Raw genomic sequence first — 16,340 nt, 5'->3', positions numbered from 1 at the left:
CTAGAAGAGTTTTCACTTTTCTAGGTTTTTTGTGTCAACTAAGGAAATTTAGTTATTATTATTTGGATTTGAGTTAGGGCCAAACGAAGCATCTTGGAATTGTTGCGCTGTCCTTGCTTGTGTTTGGAAGGAATTGTAGGCAGCAGTGTTTCCGGGTTCTCCTGTTATCTGCATCATCATTTGTTGCTGTTTAAGACGTTCTGCTTCCTTATTCATGTTGATGGAAACAATGAGTAAGATGATCCATCCAAGGAAAGTCCAGCTTAATAGTATTGAGAAAACAAAGATTAGCCATTTCTTATCTGTTTTGTTTAGAAGTGCTGGTAGGATGTCAATAATGATTGCTGGTAGACCCACAATCAAAGTCCAAAATGCCAAACCCAAGCCCATACTAGACTCGTCTCCAACAACTCCAAGTATGAACATCCCAAGAGCCCAAAGGATAACAGGGATGGTAGCGATGGCTATCATGATGAGGTTTGTTGGGGATTTCTTTTCTGGTTTCTTCCAAGGCTGGTTGAGGGTGCTATTTGTTTGTTGGAAGCTTGCATTAGCTTGCTCTGCAAAGGAATTTAAAGACTTATTAGTAGTGCCTTGTATTGGATTTACTTGCGCTTGAAAGTTAGCTGTTGGAGCTTCTTGACCTAGGTTAGGAGTTTGGAAAGTTTGTCTTTTTTCAATACTAGAATCAACTAAGGGTTCTTCAGCGACATCATAGCTCTCAACGACAGGTTCAATACTTTCTGCGGCTTCTTTAGGGGGTGTCGTTTCTACTGTTTTTTCAGTTTTGGCTGGTTCGACAGGTGCCAAGGGTTCCTTGATTTCTACCGTTTCCTCAAGTTTGTTTGCTTCAACAGGTTGTTCCTGTCTTTTAGAGTTTTCTCGGACAAACTCGCCTCTCTTGGCTGCGTCAGCCATTTCTTGGATACTTGGATTGCGTCCGTTAACTGCCTGGAAAAAATCAATCCAATCTTTTTGATTCATGTTTTTAACCTCCGTTTGAGTTGATTATAAAATTTGATAATTACAATTATAGCAATAGTGTTAATGATGTGCAATGGGAGTCATATAGGAATGGTTACTTTATTTGCCTGGCACTTTTGTATTAACGTTCTTATCGCTGAAAATAGGAAAAAGAAAGACATAGGCAAAGATGTATATCACCAGAGGATAGATTAGGGGATTATAGTCCCAAGCTCCCTGCCAATCTAGGTGAAAAAGCCTAACACTAGCCCGTGTTAATCCGGCACTCCAACTTTTTATGCCAAAAGGTTTAAGGATAAGGCTGAGTGGTGTTGGAAGGTGTAGAAGATAAATTCCGTAGATAGCCACTAAAAGTAAGAGGTACAGTCTAAAAAAACGCTGGTGGTAAGCCCACAAGCGTGTGAAATAAATTTTCATTAGCCGATAAGAGAATAAAGTTTTTGAGCATTTGCTTGACGAGTAGCATCCATGATAAGGAACCAGTCAACGATTGTCCAGATACCACAGCCACCGCCTGTCAATAGTTTACCAACACCTAATCCCACGTGTCCTAAGATAAAGCGGTCAATTCCAAGAGATCCACCGAAAAGTGAGATAACCAACATCATGGTTGGGTCTTAGAAACTAAGTGTATAGAGTAATTGGACTTGTGCCTCTGGAAGAGCCTCAATACGTTGGCGAATATATTGAACTTGTTCTGTTGGGAAATACTTGGCATTGATAGCTAACCATTGATCTGCTGGATTCATAATGAAATACTCCTCTAATTTATATGATATGTAAAGCTTAACATAATGTCTAGGGAGATTCAAGGTGGTCAAGGCTTGCGAAGTCAATAAAAGCAACTTATTTGCAAGCTTCCACTGTCCTATAAATAAGAATAATCCTTTCGCACCATGTCTGAGAATGAGCTTGCTTCTATGGTTTGTGATTTCTCAACCCTTGTTCAAAACTTTCTGATCTAGCCTGTACAGTGATTTTTTCGAGTGTTAAGGGATGGGTGAAACTAAGGGAGTGGGCGTGGAGCATGAGACGGGATGCATGTCGGCGACTATATAGTGGATCTCCCAAGATAGCATGCCCATGATGGGCTAGATGAACACGAATTTGGTGGGTACGGCCGGTCTTCAACTGACAGTTGACCAGACTAGCACCATTGAAGGTTTTGAGGCGCGTGACCGTCGTATAAGCACGCTGTCCTTTTCGAGGGTCCACCACACGTTTTCTGCGATCGTGGCGGTCACGACCAATCTTGTCTTTATAAACGGTTTCCTTAGTCTGAAACCTTCCTTCTGCCAAAGCCCAATATTGACGTTGGATTAGCTTGTCTTCCAGGAGTCGGTTGAGAATTGGCAGAATAAAAGGATTTTTAGCAAAAAGAACAGCTCCGCTGGTCTCCATGTCTAGTCGATGAACAACATAACAGGTTTGATCACAGTAGGCTGAGACATGGTTAAGCAGGGCTATCTCTGTAGGCTCATTACCATGCGTCTTCATCCCCTCGGGTTTATTGACAACGATGAGATGCTGATCCTCATAGAGAGGTTCTACAAGACTGGCTTCCCCCATGAGAATAGTTTTATCAGGATAGTCCTCTGTGTCAAAGGTCAGGCTAATTTTATCGCCTTTTTCAACTGGACTTTGCCAATTAATGGTCTCTCCGTTGATGAGCACGTGTTTTTTAGTGCGTAGGAAATGACGAATTTTACGAGGAATAAGGAGTTTTGACTCAAGCAGGTCTTTGACCGTTGTTGCGGGATAGGGATTGATAATATCTACGTGTAAAGTCATGGTTTCATTATATCATGAACGCTTCAAAGAGGACAGAATCCCTTAAAACTTGGTATAATAGAGTTATGACATTTTTTGATAATCTAAAAAACAAACTTTTTAAAGAAGAAAATGGCAAAAGGGTTAAGAATGATCAATCTGTAGGAAAATCTAAGGATTTTCAAGACAAGATTAAGGGTCTTTTCGCCAAGAAGCCTGATGAGGTCGAACAGGCTGTTGAAGACCTAGATATGTCTCGAGAAAATCAAGAAACCTCACGTTATCAACGTTCTAAGCAAAAGAAACCTATTGATACAAGCAAGCCACTGGGTAAGGTTCAGGCTTTCTTGAGCAAATTCACCCTTTCACCAAGAAATCCTATTCGTCGTTTCTGGCGTCGCTATCATATTGGCAAGATTCTCTTTATTTTAGTGGCTATACTGGTTCTGACTATAGGTTCCTACCTCTTTTACATTGCTAAGACAACCAATGTCTCAGATCTTCAAGATGCTCTGAAGGCAACTACGGTTATCTATGATAAAGATGGCAATCAAGCCGGTTCTTTGTCAGGACAAAAAGGAACCTATGTGGAGCTTGATGCTATTAGTGATAGCTTGGAAAATGCTGTTATCGCAACAGAAGACCGGACTTTCTACAAAAATAGTGGTGTCAATGTTCAACGTTTCCTCTTGGCGATTGTGTCTATGGGACACTTTGGTGGTGGTTCAACCATTACGCAACAATTGGCTAAGAATGCCTTTTTGACTCAAGAGCAGACAGTGACACGTAAGGCCAAGGAATTCTTCCTTTCTTTGGAATTAACCAAGAAGTATAGCAAAAAAGAAATCCTCACCATGTACCTTAATAATGCTTATTTCGGCAATGGGGTTTGGGGTGTTGAAGATGCCAGCCAAAAATATTTTGGTACGAGTGCTGCTAATCTAACCGTTGATGAGGCGGCTACCCTTGCTGGTATGCTTAAGGGACCTGAAATTTACAATCCCATTGACAATATCAAAAATGCGACCAACCGTCGAAACACAGTCCTTGCCAACATGGTTGATGACAAGAAGTTGAGCCAGGCTGACGCTGACAGTGCTGCTGGAGTAGATATGGCGAGTCGTTTGGATGATACCTATCAAGGAACTGGTGATGACTACAAGTATCCTTCTTACTTTGATGCCGTCATCGAAGAAGCCACTAAGACCTACGGCTTGAGTGAGGATGAGATTGTTAAGAACGGCTATAAAATCTATACAGAGATGGATGCCAATTCACAGGCTAATATGCAACAGACCTATGAAAATACCTATCTCTTCCCAACATCAGAAAGTGATGGTAGTACAGCTCAGTCAGCCAGTGTGGCCCTCGATCCGTCGACTGGAGCAGTCCGTGGTTTAGTCGGTCGTGTAGGTGGTACCAGTGATGCAACCTTCCGTAACTTCAACTATGCCACTCAAGGGAAGCGTAGTCCTGGTTCGACCATCAAACCTTTGGTAGTCTATGCCCCAGCTCTTGCTTCGGGATGGAGTATTAACAAGGACCTTCCAAATAAACCGATTGACTACAACGGGTATACGCCAACCAACTACGGTGGTGTTGAGACAGAGGATGTGCCTATGTATCAAGCTTTGGCTAATTCGTACAATATCCCAGCAGTTTACCTCTTTAATCAAATCGGTATTCAAAAAGGAATTAGTTATGGTCAGAAATTTGGTCTTAACTTTGACAATGTCCCAGAAGAATTGGGAGTTGCCCTTGGTGGTGGTGTGACAGCTAGTCCTCTTCAAATGGCTCAGGCTTACGCGACCTTTGCCAACGGTGGTGAGATGAACACTGCTTATTTCATTACTAAAATTGAAAATGCCAGTGGAGATATCATCGCTACTCATAGTAAGAAGTCTAAACGTGTTATCAGCCAGTCAGTTGCCAATCAAATGACCAGCATGATGCTTGGAACCTATTCAAATGGTTCTGCTGTTAATGCCAATTATACAGGTTATACTATGGCAGGTAAGACAGGTACTGTTCAGGCAGAATTTAACAAAGATTTGACCAGTGACCAGTGGGTGATTGGTTATACGCCTGATGTGGTGATGACAACTTGGATTGGTTTTGACAAGACCGATGAGAGTCACTACTTGACAGGGGCTAGCTCAGGAACGGCTTCAACTATTTTCAGCTATATCGCTGCAGATGTTTTGCCAAATACACCAGGAACTGAGTTTACTGTTGAAAATGCTTATGCGGCTGATGGTCAAACCTTAGATTATACAGCAAATCCAAACGATTCACGTAATAGCAATAATAAGTCATGGACAGACAAGGCTTCTGACGTTGTGAATGATGTCAAAGACCAGGCAAGTAGCCTATGGGATAAGATCTCAGACTCCTTCTCAGGTCTATTCAGATAGCTTGTCAATTAAGTTTAAAAGTGGTAAGATAAAAAGAACGGAGGCGTTATGGCACAAAAAAAAGCAAGCCTAGCGTGTGCAGATTGTGGGAACCGAAACTACTCGATTAGTGTTAGTAGCACTCCCAAACCAACACGACTAGAAGTGAACAAGTTTTGTAAAAATTGTAAAAAATATACCTTGCATAAAGAAACAAGATAGGAGACACCGTGAGACAAACTGGAAGTATTTTCAAAGTCTTGAAAGACACGACTTGGCCAGATCGCAAACAACGCTGGCACGATTTTATTTCAGTTCTTGAGTATACTGCGTTCTTCACAGTCATCATCTATGCGTTTGATGTATTGTTGAGTCGCGCTATGTCAGCACTGATTAACTTTTTCTAAAGAAAATACAAAAAGAGTAGGAATGCCTGCTCTTTTTTGTTATAATAAGTGCAGATAAAAGCGAAAACAAAGGCCACGAGGCTTTTTTATTAGGCTTTGAATGAAAACAGATACTCCACGTGCTTTTACCACTCAGATGGCTATCTCATCCAGATTCCTCTGAGTCTAAGTGCCATTTTAGTAAAAAAGAAAGGAATCCTAAAATGTTAGATTCATTCGATAAGGGCTGGTTCGTCCTTCAAACGTATTCAGGATACGAAAACAAAGTTAAAGAAAACCTTTTGCAACGTGCTCAGACTTACAACATGCTTGAAAATATCTTGCGCGTTGAAATCCCTACTCAAACTGTCAATGTTGAGAAAAATGGTAAGGTTAAAGAAGTGGAAGAAAACCGCTTCCCAGGATACGTTCTTGTTGAGATGGTAATGACAGACGAAGCATGGTTCGTTGTTCGTAACACTCCAAACGTTACTGGTTTCGTTGGTTCTCACGGTAACCGTTCTAAACCTACTCCACTCTTGGAAGAAGAAATTCGTCAAATCTTGATTTCAATGGGTCAAACTGTTGATGTCTTTGATACTAATATCAAGGTTGGTGATGTGGTTCAAATCATTGATGGTGCCTTTATGGGTCAAGAAGGCCGTGTTGTGGAAATTGACAATAACAAGGTTAAAATCATGATTAACATGTTTGGTTCTGAAACAGCAGCCGAACTTGAACTTTACCAAATCGCTGAACTTTAAGATAGACAAAAAGAGGTCGAGATAGAGATTTCAACCTCGGAAGACTATCTCATTAAACATGAGGGAGAGACAAGAAGCTAGATTTTTTAAATTTAGTTCTGTGTCACTCCCTTTTTCTAACGGATGATGATGAATTATAAACAATTTTACGATAGGATTAGCGGTCCATTGCGTCCTTATACTAGTATTTTAGAGAGGCTTAATAAGGTTATAACTAGGACTTTTTACCTACTTTTTCCTATATTTCTTAGTTTGATTTGGCTGAGGAATGGCTGGTTTGTTCTTTTTACGACAGTGCTTATTATGGGAGGAGGCTTCTTCCTCCTTTCTCTTAGTCGTAGGCTCTATAATCGCCCACGCCCTTATCAGACTTGGGATATTCAGCCCCTTATTAAGAAGGACAGTCTTGGCAAATCTTTTCCCAGTCGGCATGTTTTCTCAGCGACTGTCATTGCTATGTTGGCACTGATGATTAACCCCTGTCTAGGTGGGACTATGCTTTTTTTGGCAGCAATTCTGGCTATCTTGCGTGTGCTAGGTGGCGTTCATTATCCTAGTGATGTTTTGGCAGGCTATGTCATTGGAATTCTTGTAGGTCTCCTTCTTTACCTTTAGAAAATTTTGGTCTTCTTCGATAGAGGAAGGCTTTTTTCCTTGAAAAAAGAAAAGGCCCCTTAGGGTACCTTTCCTTCTGTTCTAAAATCGAGTTAGCAATTAAAAGTTGTTTCCAGCATTGAATAGTATTTAGTTTAGGACGTGCTCTGTAATGGCTTGAGCGACACCATTATCATCGTTTGAAGCCGTTACTAAGTTTGCAGTTTCCTTGACCCCTTCAGGTGCATTGCCCATAGCAATTCCTAGTCCAGCCAGAGCCAGCATAGGGCTATCGTTGAAGTTATCACCAATAGTCATAACCTGTTCAAGCGGGATGTCATAATATTTGGCAACCTCAAGGAGAGCATGCTCTTTAGAAACATGTTTGGCTGTGACTTCAAGGTAGTTATCTTTGGATAAGTAGAAGGCTGTCTGTGGAAAATCCATGCTTAGGAGTTTTTGATGGAGGTCCTGAATAACTTTAGGTTCATCAATCAACAAAAGCTTGTGGATAGGTGGTTCAGAGTCTGAGACAGTTTCTTGTAGTTCCTTAAGAATAGGAGATTCACCTGTGATACCTGCTTCCAGCTGAGACCATTTGTCTAGTTGGTTGGTAATCCAATCCTTGCCAGAGTAGATATTAACAGATACACTCGGGTAGTCTGTGGATAAGTATCTAAGAAGTTCTTGGATTTCAGTTTTATCCACAGGATGTTCGATGATAGTACGATTATCCTCGAGTACTAAGGCGCCGTTGTAGCAGGCGATAGGATTTTCAGGAAGTCCCAGTTTATGAGCGATTGGTTGCATCCCTAGTGGAGAACGGGCAGAAGCTAAAACAAAGGGGATCTTTGCCTTTTCAAGCTCTGGCATGACCTCAATCAGCTGCTCATCTACCTGGTGGTGACTGGTGAGAATAGTGCCATCAATGTCACTGATAATCAAACGAATACTACTCATAATTGCTTTCCTTCCCGTCGTATAAAATTGTTACCTTGTCTTTAAGAGCTTCGACTAAATCAGGCTCAGGTTTCTTATCTGTAATCCAGTAGTCGAAGTCTTCAATCTTGCCCAATATATATTTGGAATGTTTTTCATACTTGTCTACTTCAGCAATAAGTATCTTGGTTCTGGCAGCCTGCATGGCTAGCTGTTTGATGGCAACGTCCTCTTCATCTTCAAAGCTAACCAATCCTTGACTGAGACTAGCCGCTCCAAAGAAGGCTAAGTCAAATTGTAGATGTTGCAGGAACTGGGCTTCGTGAAGTGAATAGTAGAAGCGGTTTTTGCTGTAGAATTTTCCACCCAAGAGATGAAAATCAATGCCATCCTTGCCACTTAGGACCAAGGCGTTGTCCAAAGAGTGGGAGTAGACGGTAACGCTTTTATCTAGCTTTTGAGAAACCTCAAGCATCAAGGTAGAGACATCAAAGAAGAGGAGAGATTGGTCTTTGACAAAACTAAGTGCTAGGTCTGCCATTTTTTTCTTGTCTTCTGTTAGTCCTTTCTGACGTTCTTGGAAGCCAAGAACAGTGGTATTTTTAACTGGCAGAATGCCACCATGGGTACGTTGAGCCAGATTCCTCTGGCTGAGACAGTCGAAATCTCTTCTGACGGTATCTTTGGAAACACCTAATGCGTCAACCATTTCCTTGACGGATAGATTTCCTCGCTCGTCTAAGAGATCCAAAATTTTCTCAAATCGTTGTTCCTGATACATGAGTCACCTTCTTTCTGATTCTAGTATAGCATCTTTTTGCTTTTTTGCAACATAAAGTCGCAAAAAAACTTAAAAAGAACGAAAAAAGCGCAAAACTTACTAGGGTGAATTTGCCTCTTAAAGTTCCCTTATCATCTTTAAAAATCCCTCAAAAATGCTATAATAGAAGCATTACGAATATTGGAGAGAAACCATGAGTTTTTACAATCATAAAGAAATCGAGCCTAAGTGGCAAAAATATTGGGCTGACAATCACACTTTTAAGACAGGAACAGATGCCTCAAAACCTAAGTTTTATGCGCTTGACATGTTCCCTTACCCATCTGGAGCGGGTCTTCACGTAGGACACCCAGAAGGTTATACAGCAACTGATATCCTCAGCCGTTTCAAACGTGCACAAGGCTACAACGTCCTTCACCCAATGGGTTGGGATGCCTTTGGTTTGCCTGCTGAGCAATACGCTATGGATACAGGGAATGACCCAGCAGAATTCACAGCAGAGAATATTGCCAACTTCAAACGCCAAATCAATGCGCTTGGCTTCTCTTACGACTGGGATCGTGAAGTCAACACAACAGATCCAAACTACTACAAATGGACGCAATGGATTTTCACCAAACTTTACGAAAAAGGCTTGGCCTATGAAGCTAAAGTGCCTGTAAACTGGGTTGAAGAATTGGGTACAGCCATCGCCAACGAAGAAGTTCTTCCAGATGGAACCTCTGAGCGTGGTGGCTATCCGGTTGTCCGTAAACCAATGCGCCAATGGATGCTCAAAATCACTGCCTATGCAGAGCGCTTGCTCAATGACTTGGATGACCTTGACTGGCCAGAATCTATTAAGGACATGCAACGCAACTGGATTGGTAAATCAACTGGTGCCAATGTCACTTTCAAAGTGAAAGGGACTGACAAGGAATTCACCGTCTTTACGACTCGTCCAGATACCCTTTTCGGTGCAACTTTCACTGTCTTGGCACCTGAGCATGAACTAGTAGATGCCATCACAACACCTGAACAAGCTGAGGCTGTAGCGGACTACAAACACCAAGCTAGCCTGAAATCAGACTTGGCTCGTACAGACCTTGCCAAGGAAAAAACAGGGGTTTGGACGGGTGCTTATGCCGTCAATCCTGTCAATGGTAAAGAAATTCCAATCTGGATTGCCGACTATGTTCTTGCTAGCTACGGAACAGGTGCCGTTATGGCCGTACCTGCCCACGATGAACGTGACTGGGAATTTGCTAAACAGTTTGATCTTCCAATCGTAGAAGTGCTTGAAGGTGGCAACGTTGAAGAGGCTGCTTACACAGAAGATGGCCTTCACGTCAACTCTGACTTCTTGAACGGTCTCAACAAAGAAGAAGCGATTGCTAAAATCGTGGCTTGGTTGGAAGAAAAAGGTTTCGGTCAAGAAAAAATCACTTACCGTCTTCGTGACTGGCTCTTTAGCCGTCAACGTTACTGGGGTGAACCAATCCCAATCATTCATTGGGAAGACGGAACTTCAACAGCTGTTCCAGAAAGTGAATTGCCACTTGTCTTGCCAGTCACCAAGGACATCCGCCCTTCAGGTACTGGTGAAAGCCCATTGGCTAACTTGACCGACTGGCTGGAAGTGACTCGCGAAGATGGTGTCAAAGGTCGTCGTGAAACCAACACCATGCCACAATGGGCTGGTTCAAGTTGGTACTACCTTCGCTATATCGACCCACATAACACAGAAAAATTGGCTGATGAGGACCTCCTCAAACAATGGTTGCCAGTAGATATCTATGTGGGTGGTGCAGAACACGCCGTTCTCCACTTGCTTTACGCTCGTTTCTGGCACAAGTTCCTCTATGACCTCGGTGTTGTTCCGACTAAAGAGCCATTCCAAAAACTCTTTAACCAAGGAATGATCTTAGGAACTAGCTACCGTGACCACCGTGGAGCTCTTGTGGCAACTGACAAGGTTGAAAAACGTGACGGTTCCTTCTTCCACATGGAAACAGGAGAAGAGTTGGAGCAAGCACCAGCCAAGATGTCTAAATCCCTCAAGAACGTGGTGAACCCAGACGATGTGGTGGAACAATACGGTGCGGATACCCTTCGTGTCTATGAAATGTTCATGGGACCACTCGATGCTTCTATCGCTTGGTCTGAAGAAGGCTTGGAAGGAAGTCGTAAATTCCTCGACCGTGTTTACCGTTTGATCACAAGTAAAGAAATCGTTGCGGAAAACAATGGCGCTCTTGACAAGGTTTATAACGAAACGGTTAAATCTGTTACTGAGCAAGTCGAGTCTATGAAATTCAACACAGCCATTGCCCAACTCATGGTCTTTGTCAATGCTGCTAACAAGGAAGACAAACTCTATGTGGATTACGCCAAAGGCTTCGTCCAATTGATTGCCCCATTTGCTCCTCACTTGGCAGAAGAACTCTGGCAAACAGTCGCAGCAACAGGTGAGTCAATCTCTTACGTAGCTTGGCCAACATGGGACGAAAGCAAATTGATTGAAGACGAAATCGAAATCGTCGTCCAAATCAAAGGTAAAGTCCGTGCTAAACTCATGGTTGCTAAAGACCTATCACGCGAAGAGTTGCAAGAAGTAGCTCTTGCTAACGACAAAGTCAAAGCAGAGATTGACGGCAAGGAAATTGTTAAGGTGATTGCGGTACCTAATAAACTCGTTAATATTGTTGTAAAATAACCAATTTATTTGCTCATTTGCAACCTCAAACAGTTTCCCAAACAGTTTGATCCAACTAAACTTGTTAACATCGTTGTTAAATAAAAATGAATCCTTCAGAGCTAAGCTCTGGGGGATTTTTTGTATCGCTATATGCTATAATAGTCCCAACTAAGATAAAAACACAGTTCTGGTTGGTAGTCCAGACGTAGGTAAGCCTATCAGTAACCTTCCTCCTTGGTTGTCCATTCTTAGGGATAGATTTAAGGAGGTGCTGTCGTGGAAACAATTTCAATTGGATTGACAGTTTATTTTGAAGATGGATTTTGGCATGGTTTGTTCGAACAAGTGTATCTAGAAACTTATCAAGTTTGTCGTGTGACATTTGGTCAGAAGCCAAAAGATGATGAAATTCTAGAGATCTTACAGACTCAGTTTACTCAATTATCTTTTAGTCCAGAAGCTATAGTTAAGCAACATGTAAAAGTCAAGAATCCTAAACGATTACAGCGAATGGTGAAGAAACAAGTAAATCAGAAAGTTTCTTCCAAGTCGAAAGAACTATTGCAGTTGCAGTATGAGGAAAGGAAAAAGATTTCAAAACATCAATCTAGTGTCCAAAAGCAATTGCTCAAACAAGAGAAATTTGAACGCAAACAGCAAAAACGAAGAGAGAAGCACAAAGGTCACTAGTGACTTTCTCTTTCATAAAATAGAACAGCTCTTTTCGTATAAAAAGAGCTGTTTTTACTTGTGTTGAAAATTCCTTTTGTATATAGATTCCTAATAAACCTACTTGTCGTCAAAAGATTTACTGACGATAGTTTCAAATTCTGGACAATATTTACTTGCCTCAAATTCAATAATCTCATATTGAGCAATCTCATTTTGATAGAATGGATCGTGTGTAATGATTTCTTGAACGGCTTCTTTATTTTTAGCTCTCATGAGAATGATACCGCCAGTTCTTGGATTTTTTCTTCCAGATGCGATAAAATGACCTTTTGTATAATACTGATTTAAAAAATCTATGTGTTTTTCTAAGAATTTTTCAACTGTATCAAGGGGCTTAATATAGGTAAGATTTACAATAAACATAAGTGACTCCTTTAAAATGAATGATAAATAGATTATAATACTCTACAAATAAATTGAATAGTAGGCACATTTTTGTAAGGAGAAAAAATGTTAACAAATAAAAAATGGAATTGCAGTATGTCTCGGGTATTAGATGTGGTTGGTGGGAAATGGAGAATGAATATATTATGGGTTATAAATAAGCATAAGAAAGTTCGTTTCAATCAATTGAGAAGAGAAGTTGAAGGGATTACAACTATCAGTTTGACACGTGGACTAGATGTTTTAATAGAGAAGCAATTGGTTGAAAAATATGATTATGAGTCTATGCCACTTCATACAGAATATGAGCTGACAGAAAAAGGCAAGTCACTAATGCCGATTTTAAGGGACTTGAATCAATGGGGTAAAGAATGGCTGCAATAAATTTGTCCTCATTTTTATCTCTCCCATCTCACCACTTGGACTCTCATTTTGACCACTTATCCCAAAAGGCCGTTTTTTAAACGGCTTTTTTGCTAGACTGGTTCTATCAAAAGGAGAGAGAACATGATATTACAAGCTAAAAACATAAGCAAACGTTACGGAAATCATCTTGCCGTGGATAATATTCACTTACAATTTAAAAGAGGGACGTTCAATGCGATTCTAGGTCCGAACGGGGCCGGCAAATCGACGACAATTTCCATGTTGATTGGTTTGAAGCAACCAACGCAAGGCGAAATTATCTATGAACCCGGTACTAAAATTGGAGTGGTCTTCCAAACCAGTGTTTTAGATGAGATGCTGACGGTTAGGGAAAATCTGATTATTCGTGCTAAACAGTATAAAGGTCTTAAACCTAATCGTGTGTCAGATCTCATTGATCAATTAGGTCTATCAGCCTTCCAAAAACAAAAATACGGGACGCTTTCAGGTGGCCAAAAGCGTCGGGTTGACATTGCGCGTGCACTTCTCTCACAACCAGATATTTTATTCTTGGATGAGCCAACAACGGGTTTGGATATCCAAACTCGAAAGTCTATTTGGGATTTGCTCTATCAATTGCAGAGGGAAGAGGGGATGACCGTTGTACTGACCACGCATTATCTTGATGAAGCAGATGAAGCTGATCAGATTTATATTGTGGACCATGGAAAAGTGATTGCTCAAGGATCGGCATTAGATATTAAGAGTCAGTATGCAAAAAACATCTTGAAGATTCGCTTCAAGGAGAGACAGCAGATAGAAAGTCTCAAATCTTTGGGAATGTCAGTAGAGCAACAAAGTCAATTGGAGTATGTTCTTCAACCCGAGAGTGAAAGGGAAGCCATTGATTACCTGGCGCAAGTTAGAGATAAAATAGCCCATTTTGAGTTTCGTCCAGGGACCATGGATGATGCCTTTATTGCACTTACAGGAAGGGAGGTTCGCTAATGCTAGCCTTACTAAAGCGGAATTTTTTATTGTATTTTAGGAATCTTTCAGGGGTTTTCTTCTCCCTGTTGGGAGCCTTGATTTCCTTTATTCTCTATATTATTTTTCTTCAAAAGAATCTAACAGATGCCTGGGCTCAGCTTCCCAATAGTGGTCCTTTGTTAAATAATTGGCTGATGAGTGGGACGCTGGCTGTGACAGGGATTACGACAAGTCTGGCTGCCCTGACTCAGTTAGTAAAGGACCGTGAACGTCAAGTAGATCGGGACCTTTATTTATCGAATCATGGAAAATGGCGGTTACCATCTTCATATCTAGCGAGTGCAATCATCATTTCTTTTGCCATGCAGGTCCTTATGTATGTGCTGATGTGTGGCTATTTTAGAGAAGTTCCCAAACTATCCATACTACCTGAAGTTCTCCTTATTATGTTGCTTAGTAGCCTGCTTTCTAGCTTGGTGAATGCCATTTTTGTTCACTTTTTCCAATCAGTAGATAGTCTTGGAAAGTTTGCGACCATAGTGGGTACAGCTTCCGGTTTTTTGGTAGGGACTTATGTACCTTTGGGCGTTCTACCTAATTTTGCTCAACTACTAATGAAATCTACCCCAGCAACTTATATTGCTGCACTTTATCGGCAAGTCCTCATGAATGAAACATTAAGTGAGACCTTTAAAGGTCAAGATGATCTTCGCCAAGAGTTCCAAGAGAAAATGGGTGTTCAACTCAAGTGGCAAGAGTTGTTGACAAAGGAAAATACTTACTTTATAGTGTTAGGAGGTATTCTTCTAGTAGGCATTCTTTGGGCTGTTTTAGTGAAAAAGTCTAGTAAGAAAAAATAAGTGAGAGTTGGAATAGGAATGAAACTTCGTTTTGAAGAAAAATCAGATATTTCGACAAAGGACCCCTGTGTGGTTATCCAAGCAGAGCGATTGTCTGATCAAGCACGAGAGGTAATGGATTACCTCGAACACTTTTCAGTTGTAAATCAAGTGGTGATTCCTATTAAAACGGATGATCATTTGGTTATGGTAAAAATTGATGATATTATCCTAGCTGAAATTGATAAGAATGTGTTAACGATTTATACAATAGACAAAACCTATACGATCAAAGAGACACTGATAAACTTTCAGCATCGCATCAATCGTCGAAGTTTTTTACAGATATCACGTCATGCTGTTATGAATATAGACCATTTGGAATCCCTATCAGATAGTTTTTCTGGCAATATGATGGCCAAAATGACAGGTGGAGTGAAGTCTAGTGTCAGCCGAAAATATGTCAAATCCTTGATGGATTATTTAGGGGTCTAGGAGGAACCTATGAAACGTTTTATTGCTTATTTTGTATCCGGCGTGAGAACGGGATCGTTCTTCTATCTTGCCCTCCTTTTATTAGGTCAATTATTTCCCCAGATTATCTATCCAAAAGTTAGTGTGGGAAATATTTTAGCCCTCTTTATGATGAGTGGCTTAATGGGGATGCTCTCGTGGATTTTGGAAGACCTTGACCGTATGTCCTACAGACTTAGAGTAATCTTGCATTTCTTGTTGACGGCGATTGTACTGATAGGGACTTGTCTAATAGCGGGTTGGATTGATGCTGTGCTGAATCCTATCCTATGGGTTGTCTTCATTTCCGTTTATATTATTATCTGGCTTTACCTCATTTGGCAAATGCATATGAGAACCCAACGTATTAACCAAGCCTTATTACATCGTCGAAGCCAGAAAAAGAAAGAAAAGTAAGAAATTATACGAACTTCAAAAAAGACTCTTTAGCCCCTTGACCCTCACGTCACGTCATAGCCTATACTCTTAATCAGAGAGGAGTTCTAATGAAATCTGTAAAAGAAGTGAGCCAACTATCAGGTGTCAGTGTGCGCACCCTTCATTATTATGACGAAATTGATTTGCTGAAACCGTCAGTTGTGGCTGAGAATGGCTACCGTTACTATAATCGCGATGCGGTTGTCCGTTTGCAGGAAATATTGCTTTACCGTGAGTTAGACTTTCCTCTCAAAAAAATTAAGGAAATCGTAGGTCAAGCAGGCTATGATAAAGTCCAAGCGCTTAAGGACCAAATCAAGCTTTTAGAGCTGAAAAAGTCCCGTTTAGAAGCCGTCATAGCCCATGCCAAGGCCTTACAAATGGAGGAAGAAGAAATGTCATTTGAAGCATTTGATCAAAAAGCTGTGGAAGCATTTCAGGAAGAAGCTCAGGCTAGATGGGGTCAGACAGAAGCTTATCAAGCTTTTGCGGCTAAGGGGGAAGAGTCCTTCCCTGAAGTTACCAAAGAGATGACTGCAATCATGTCTACCTTTGGACAGCTCAAGGAGTCTAATCCTAATGACAATAGTGTTCAGGAGCAAGTAAAGGTGCTACAAGATTATATTAGTCAGCATTTTTATCCATGTGACCAAACGGTATTAGCTGGTCTAGGTCAGATGTACCAAACAGATAATCGCTTTTCTAGCTTTATCGATAAAGTCGGAGGACCAGGTACTGCAGTCTTCCTTGCAGAAGCCATTCGTATTTATTGTCAATAAACTAAAGCCAA

The 16,340-nt window shown here is 41.0% G+C and carries 19 protein-coding genes and 1 pseudogene; 13 read left to right on the top strand and 7 right to left on the bottom strand.

What is annotated here, in order from left to right; genetic code table 11:
- Nucleotides 1-48: 48 nt before the first annotated feature.
- The 4 genes and pseudogenes from PCY14_RS01910 to PCY14_RS01890 form a co-directional block, all read right to left on the bottom strand.
- Complete coding sequence (locus PCY14_RS01910; protein WP_231087372.1) at nt 49-984, bottom strand: superinfection immunity protein; 936 nt, start codon at nt 982-984, stop codon at nt 49-51.
- 99 nt (nt 985-1,083) lie between these two features.
- Nucleotides 1,084-1,401, bottom strand: coding sequence for a DUF2752 domain-containing protein (locus PCY14_RS01905; RefSeq protein ID WP_081102571.1), 318 nt, complete (start codon nt 1,399-1,401; stop codon nt 1,084-1,086).
- Nucleotides 1,401-1,733: pseudogene (locus tag PCY14_RS09860) on the bottom strand (TM2 domain-containing protein). Before PCY14_RS09860 ends, PCY14_RS01905 begins: the two are co-directional and overlap by 1 nt.
- 169 nt (nt 1,734-1,902) lie before the next feature.
- Complete coding sequence (locus PCY14_RS01890; protein WP_004183780.1) at nt 1,903-2,775, bottom strand: RluA family pseudouridine synthase; 873 nt, start codon at nt 2,773-2,775, stop codon at nt 1,903-1,905.
- Nucleotides 2,776-2,840: 65 nt separating this feature from the next.
- Here PCY14_RS01890 and pbp2a point away from each other — a divergent pair, with 65 nt between their 5' ends.
- The 5 genes from pbp2a (at nt 2,841) to PCY14_RS01865 (ending at nt 6,912) form a co-directional block, all read left to right on the top strand.
- Nucleotides 2,841-5,168: a penicillin-binding protein PBP2A gene (pbp2a, locus tag PCY14_RS01885; RefSeq protein ID WP_301363094.1), complete on the top strand. Its 2,328-nt coding sequence runs from the start codon at nt 2,841-2,843 to the stop codon at nt 5,166-5,168.
- A gap of 48 nt (nt 5,169-5,216) precedes the next feature.
- On the top strand, nt 5,217-5,369 hold the full coding sequence (gene rpmG / locus PCY14_RS01880; RefSeq protein WP_002946904.1) for a 50S ribosomal protein L33: 153 nt from the start codon (nt 5,217-5,219) through the stop codon (nt 5,367-5,369).
- 8 nt (nt 5,370-5,377) lie between these two features.
- On the top strand, nt 5,378-5,554 hold the full coding sequence (gene secE / locus PCY14_RS01875; RefSeq protein WP_008535768.1) for a preprotein translocase subunit SecE: 177 nt from the start codon (nt 5,378-5,380) through the stop codon (nt 5,552-5,554).
- 203 nt (nt 5,555-5,757) lie between these two features.
- The gene (gene nusG / locus PCY14_RS01870; protein WP_008535769.1) at nt 5,758-6,297 is read left to right on the top strand and encodes a transcription termination/antitermination protein NusG; all 540 of its coding nucleotides are present in this window, start codon (nt 5,758-5,760) and stop codon (nt 6,295-6,297) included.
- Nucleotides 6,298-6,423: 126 nt separating this feature from the next.
- The gene (locus tag PCY14_RS01865) at nt 6,424-6,912 is read left to right on the top strand and encodes a phosphatase PAP2 family protein (RefSeq protein ID WP_060933558.1); all 489 of its coding nucleotides are present in this window, start codon (nt 6,424-6,426) and stop codon (nt 6,910-6,912) included.
- Between the two features lie 129 nt (nt 6,913-7,041).
- Here PCY14_RS01865 and PCY14_RS01860 read toward each other — a convergent pair whose 3' ends face one another.
- Complete coding sequence (locus PCY14_RS01860; protein ID WP_301363093.1) at nt 7,042-7,851, bottom strand: Cof-type HAD-IIB family hydrolase; 810 nt, start codon at nt 7,849-7,851, stop codon at nt 7,042-7,044.
- Nucleotides 7,844-8,611: a DeoR/GlpR family DNA-binding transcription regulator gene (locus PCY14_RS01855; protein WP_293919497.1), complete on the bottom strand. Its 768-nt coding sequence runs from the start codon at nt 8,609-8,611 to the stop codon at nt 7,844-7,846. The genes PCY14_RS01860 and PCY14_RS01855 overlap by 8 nt, the downstream gene beginning before the upstream one ends.
- Nucleotides 8,612-8,804: 193 nt before the next feature.
- On the opposite strand from PCY14_RS01855, the gene leuS reads away from it, so the two are divergent.
- Nucleotides 8,805-11,306, top strand: a complete 2,502-nt coding sequence (gene leuS, locus PCY14_RS01850) for a leucine--tRNA ligase (RefSeq protein ID WP_301363092.1) — start codon at nt 8,805-8,807, stop codon at nt 11,304-11,306.
- 258 nt (nt 11,307-11,564) lie between these two features.
- Nucleotides 11,565-11,978 (top strand): YjdF family protein, encoded by a 414-nt coding sequence (locus PCY14_RS01845; protein WP_301363091.1) that lies wholly within the window; start codon nt 11,565-11,567, stop codon nt 11,976-11,978.
- 99 nt (nt 11,979-12,077) lie between these two features.
- Here PCY14_RS01845 and PCY14_RS01840 read toward each other — a convergent pair whose 3' ends face one another.
- Nucleotides 12,078-12,383 (bottom strand): YciI family protein, encoded by a 306-nt coding sequence (locus PCY14_RS01840; protein ID WP_037600199.1) that lies wholly within the window; start codon nt 12,381-12,383, stop codon nt 12,078-12,080.
- An 87-nt stretch (nt 12,384-12,470) separates the two neighbouring features.
- Between PCY14_RS01840 and PCY14_RS01835 the strand changes: the two genes are divergently transcribed.
- The 6 genes from PCY14_RS01835 to PCY14_RS01810 all read left to right on the top strand — a co-directional run bounded on the left by PCY14_RS01835 (nt 12,471) and on the right by PCY14_RS01810 (nt 16,329).
- Nucleotides 12,471-12,788 carry a helix-turn-helix domain-containing protein gene (locus tag PCY14_RS01835; protein ID WP_301363090.1) on the top strand — a complete coding sequence of 106 codons (318 nt, stop codon included), beginning with the start codon at nt 12,471-12,473 and terminating at the stop codon, nt 12,786-12,788.
- 123 nt (nt 12,789-12,911) lie between these two features.
- Nucleotides 12,912-13,778, top strand: a complete 867-nt coding sequence (locus PCY14_RS01830) for an ABC transporter ATP-binding protein (RefSeq protein ID WP_008535780.1) — start codon at nt 12,912-12,914, stop codon at nt 13,776-13,778.
- Entirely contained in the window at nt 13,778-14,620 is an 843-nt protein-coding gene (locus PCY14_RS01825; protein ID WP_060933548.1) for an ABC transporter permease, read from the top strand. Before PCY14_RS01830 ends, PCY14_RS01825 begins: the two co-directional genes overlap by 1 nt.
- 18 nt (nt 14,621-14,638) lie before the next feature.
- Nucleotides 14,639-15,094: a LytTR family DNA-binding domain-containing protein gene (locus tag PCY14_RS01820; RefSeq protein ID WP_060933547.1), complete on the top strand. Its 456-nt coding sequence runs from the start codon at nt 14,639-14,641 to the stop codon at nt 15,092-15,094.
- Between the two features lie 9 nt (nt 15,095-15,103).
- Nucleotides 15,104-15,529 carry a DUF3021 domain-containing protein gene (locus PCY14_RS01815; protein ID WP_060933546.1) on the top strand — a complete coding sequence of 142 codons (426 nt, stop codon included), beginning with the start codon at nt 15,104-15,106 and terminating at the stop codon, nt 15,527-15,529.
- An 89-nt stretch (nt 15,530-15,618) separates the two neighbouring features.
- Nucleotides 15,619-16,329 carry a MerR family transcriptional regulator gene (locus tag PCY14_RS01810; protein WP_021151392.1) on the top strand — a complete coding sequence of 237 codons (711 nt, stop codon included), beginning with the start codon at nt 15,619-15,621 and terminating at the stop codon, nt 16,327-16,329.
- The last annotated feature ends 11 nt before the right edge of the window (nt 16,330-16,340 follow it).

Source organism: Streptococcus sp. SV2 (genome assembly GCF_030440175.1).
Taxonomy (GTDB): domain Bacteria; phylum Bacillota; class Bacilli; order Lactobacillales; family Streptococcaceae; genus Streptococcus; species Streptococcus raffinosi.
Note: the sequence above shows the minus strand (reverse complement) of the source record. Positions and strands in the feature narration are given on the sequence as shown.

Bases quoted from the DNA above. Each gene is read 5' to 3' on its own strand.
- PCY14_RS01910 (WP_231087372.1), bottom strand. From the start codon at position 984: ATGAATCAAAAAGATTGGATTGATTTTTTCCAGGCAGTTAACGGACGC.
- PCY14_RS01905 (WP_081102571.1), bottom strand. From the start codon at position 1,401: ATGAAAATTTATTTCACACGCTTGTGGGCTTACCACCAGCGTTTTTTT.
- PCY14_RS01890 (WP_004183780.1), bottom strand. From the start codon at position 2,775: ATGACTTTACACGTAGATATTATCAATCCCTATCCCGCAACAACGGTC.
- pbp2a (WP_301363094.1), top strand. From the start codon at position 2,841: ATGACATTTTTTGATAATCTAAAAAACAAACTTTTTAAAGAAGAAAAT.
- rpmG (WP_002946904.1), top strand. From the start codon at position 5,217: ATGGCACAAAAAAAAGCAAGCCTAGCGTGTGCAGATTGTGGGAACCGA.
- nusG (WP_008535769.1), top strand. From the start codon at position 5,758: ATGTTAGATTCATTCGATAAGGGCTGGTTCGTCCTTCAAACGTATTCA.
- PCY14_RS01865 (WP_060933558.1), top strand. From the start codon at position 6,424: ATGATGAATTATAAACAATTTTACGATAGGATTAGCGGTCCATTGCGT.
- PCY14_RS01860 (WP_301363093.1), bottom strand. From the start codon at position 7,851: ATGAGTAGTATTCGTTTGATTATCAGTGACATTGATGGCACTATTCTC.
- PCY14_RS01855 (WP_293919497.1), bottom strand. From the start codon at position 8,611: ATGTATCAGGAACAACGATTTGAGAAAATTTTGGATCTCTTAGACGAG.
- leuS (WP_301363092.1), top strand. From the start codon at position 8,805: ATGAGTTTTTACAATCATAAAGAAATCGAGCCTAAGTGGCAAAAATAT.
- PCY14_RS01840 (WP_037600199.1), bottom strand. From the start codon at position 12,383: ATGTTTATTGTAAATCTTACCTATATTAAGCCCCTTGATACAGTTGAA.
- PCY14_RS01835 (WP_301363090.1), top strand. From the start codon at position 12,471: ATGTTAACAAATAAAAAATGGAATTGCAGTATGTCTCGGGTATTAGAT.
- PCY14_RS01830 (WP_008535780.1), top strand. From the start codon at position 12,912: ATGATATTACAAGCTAAAAACATAAGCAAACGTTACGGAAATCATCTT.
- PCY14_RS01825 (WP_060933548.1), top strand. From the start codon at position 13,778: ATGCTAGCCTTACTAAAGCGGAATTTTTTATTGTATTTTAGGAATCTT.
- PCY14_RS01820 (WP_060933547.1), top strand. From the start codon at position 14,639: ATGAAACTTCGTTTTGAAGAAAAATCAGATATTTCGACAAAGGACCCC.
- PCY14_RS01815 (WP_060933546.1), top strand. From the start codon at position 15,104: ATGAAACGTTTTATTGCTTATTTTGTATCCGGCGTGAGAACGGGATCG.
- PCY14_RS01810 (WP_021151392.1), top strand. From the start codon at position 15,619: ATGAAATCTGTAAAAGAAGTGAGCCAACTATCAGGTGTCAGTGTGCGC.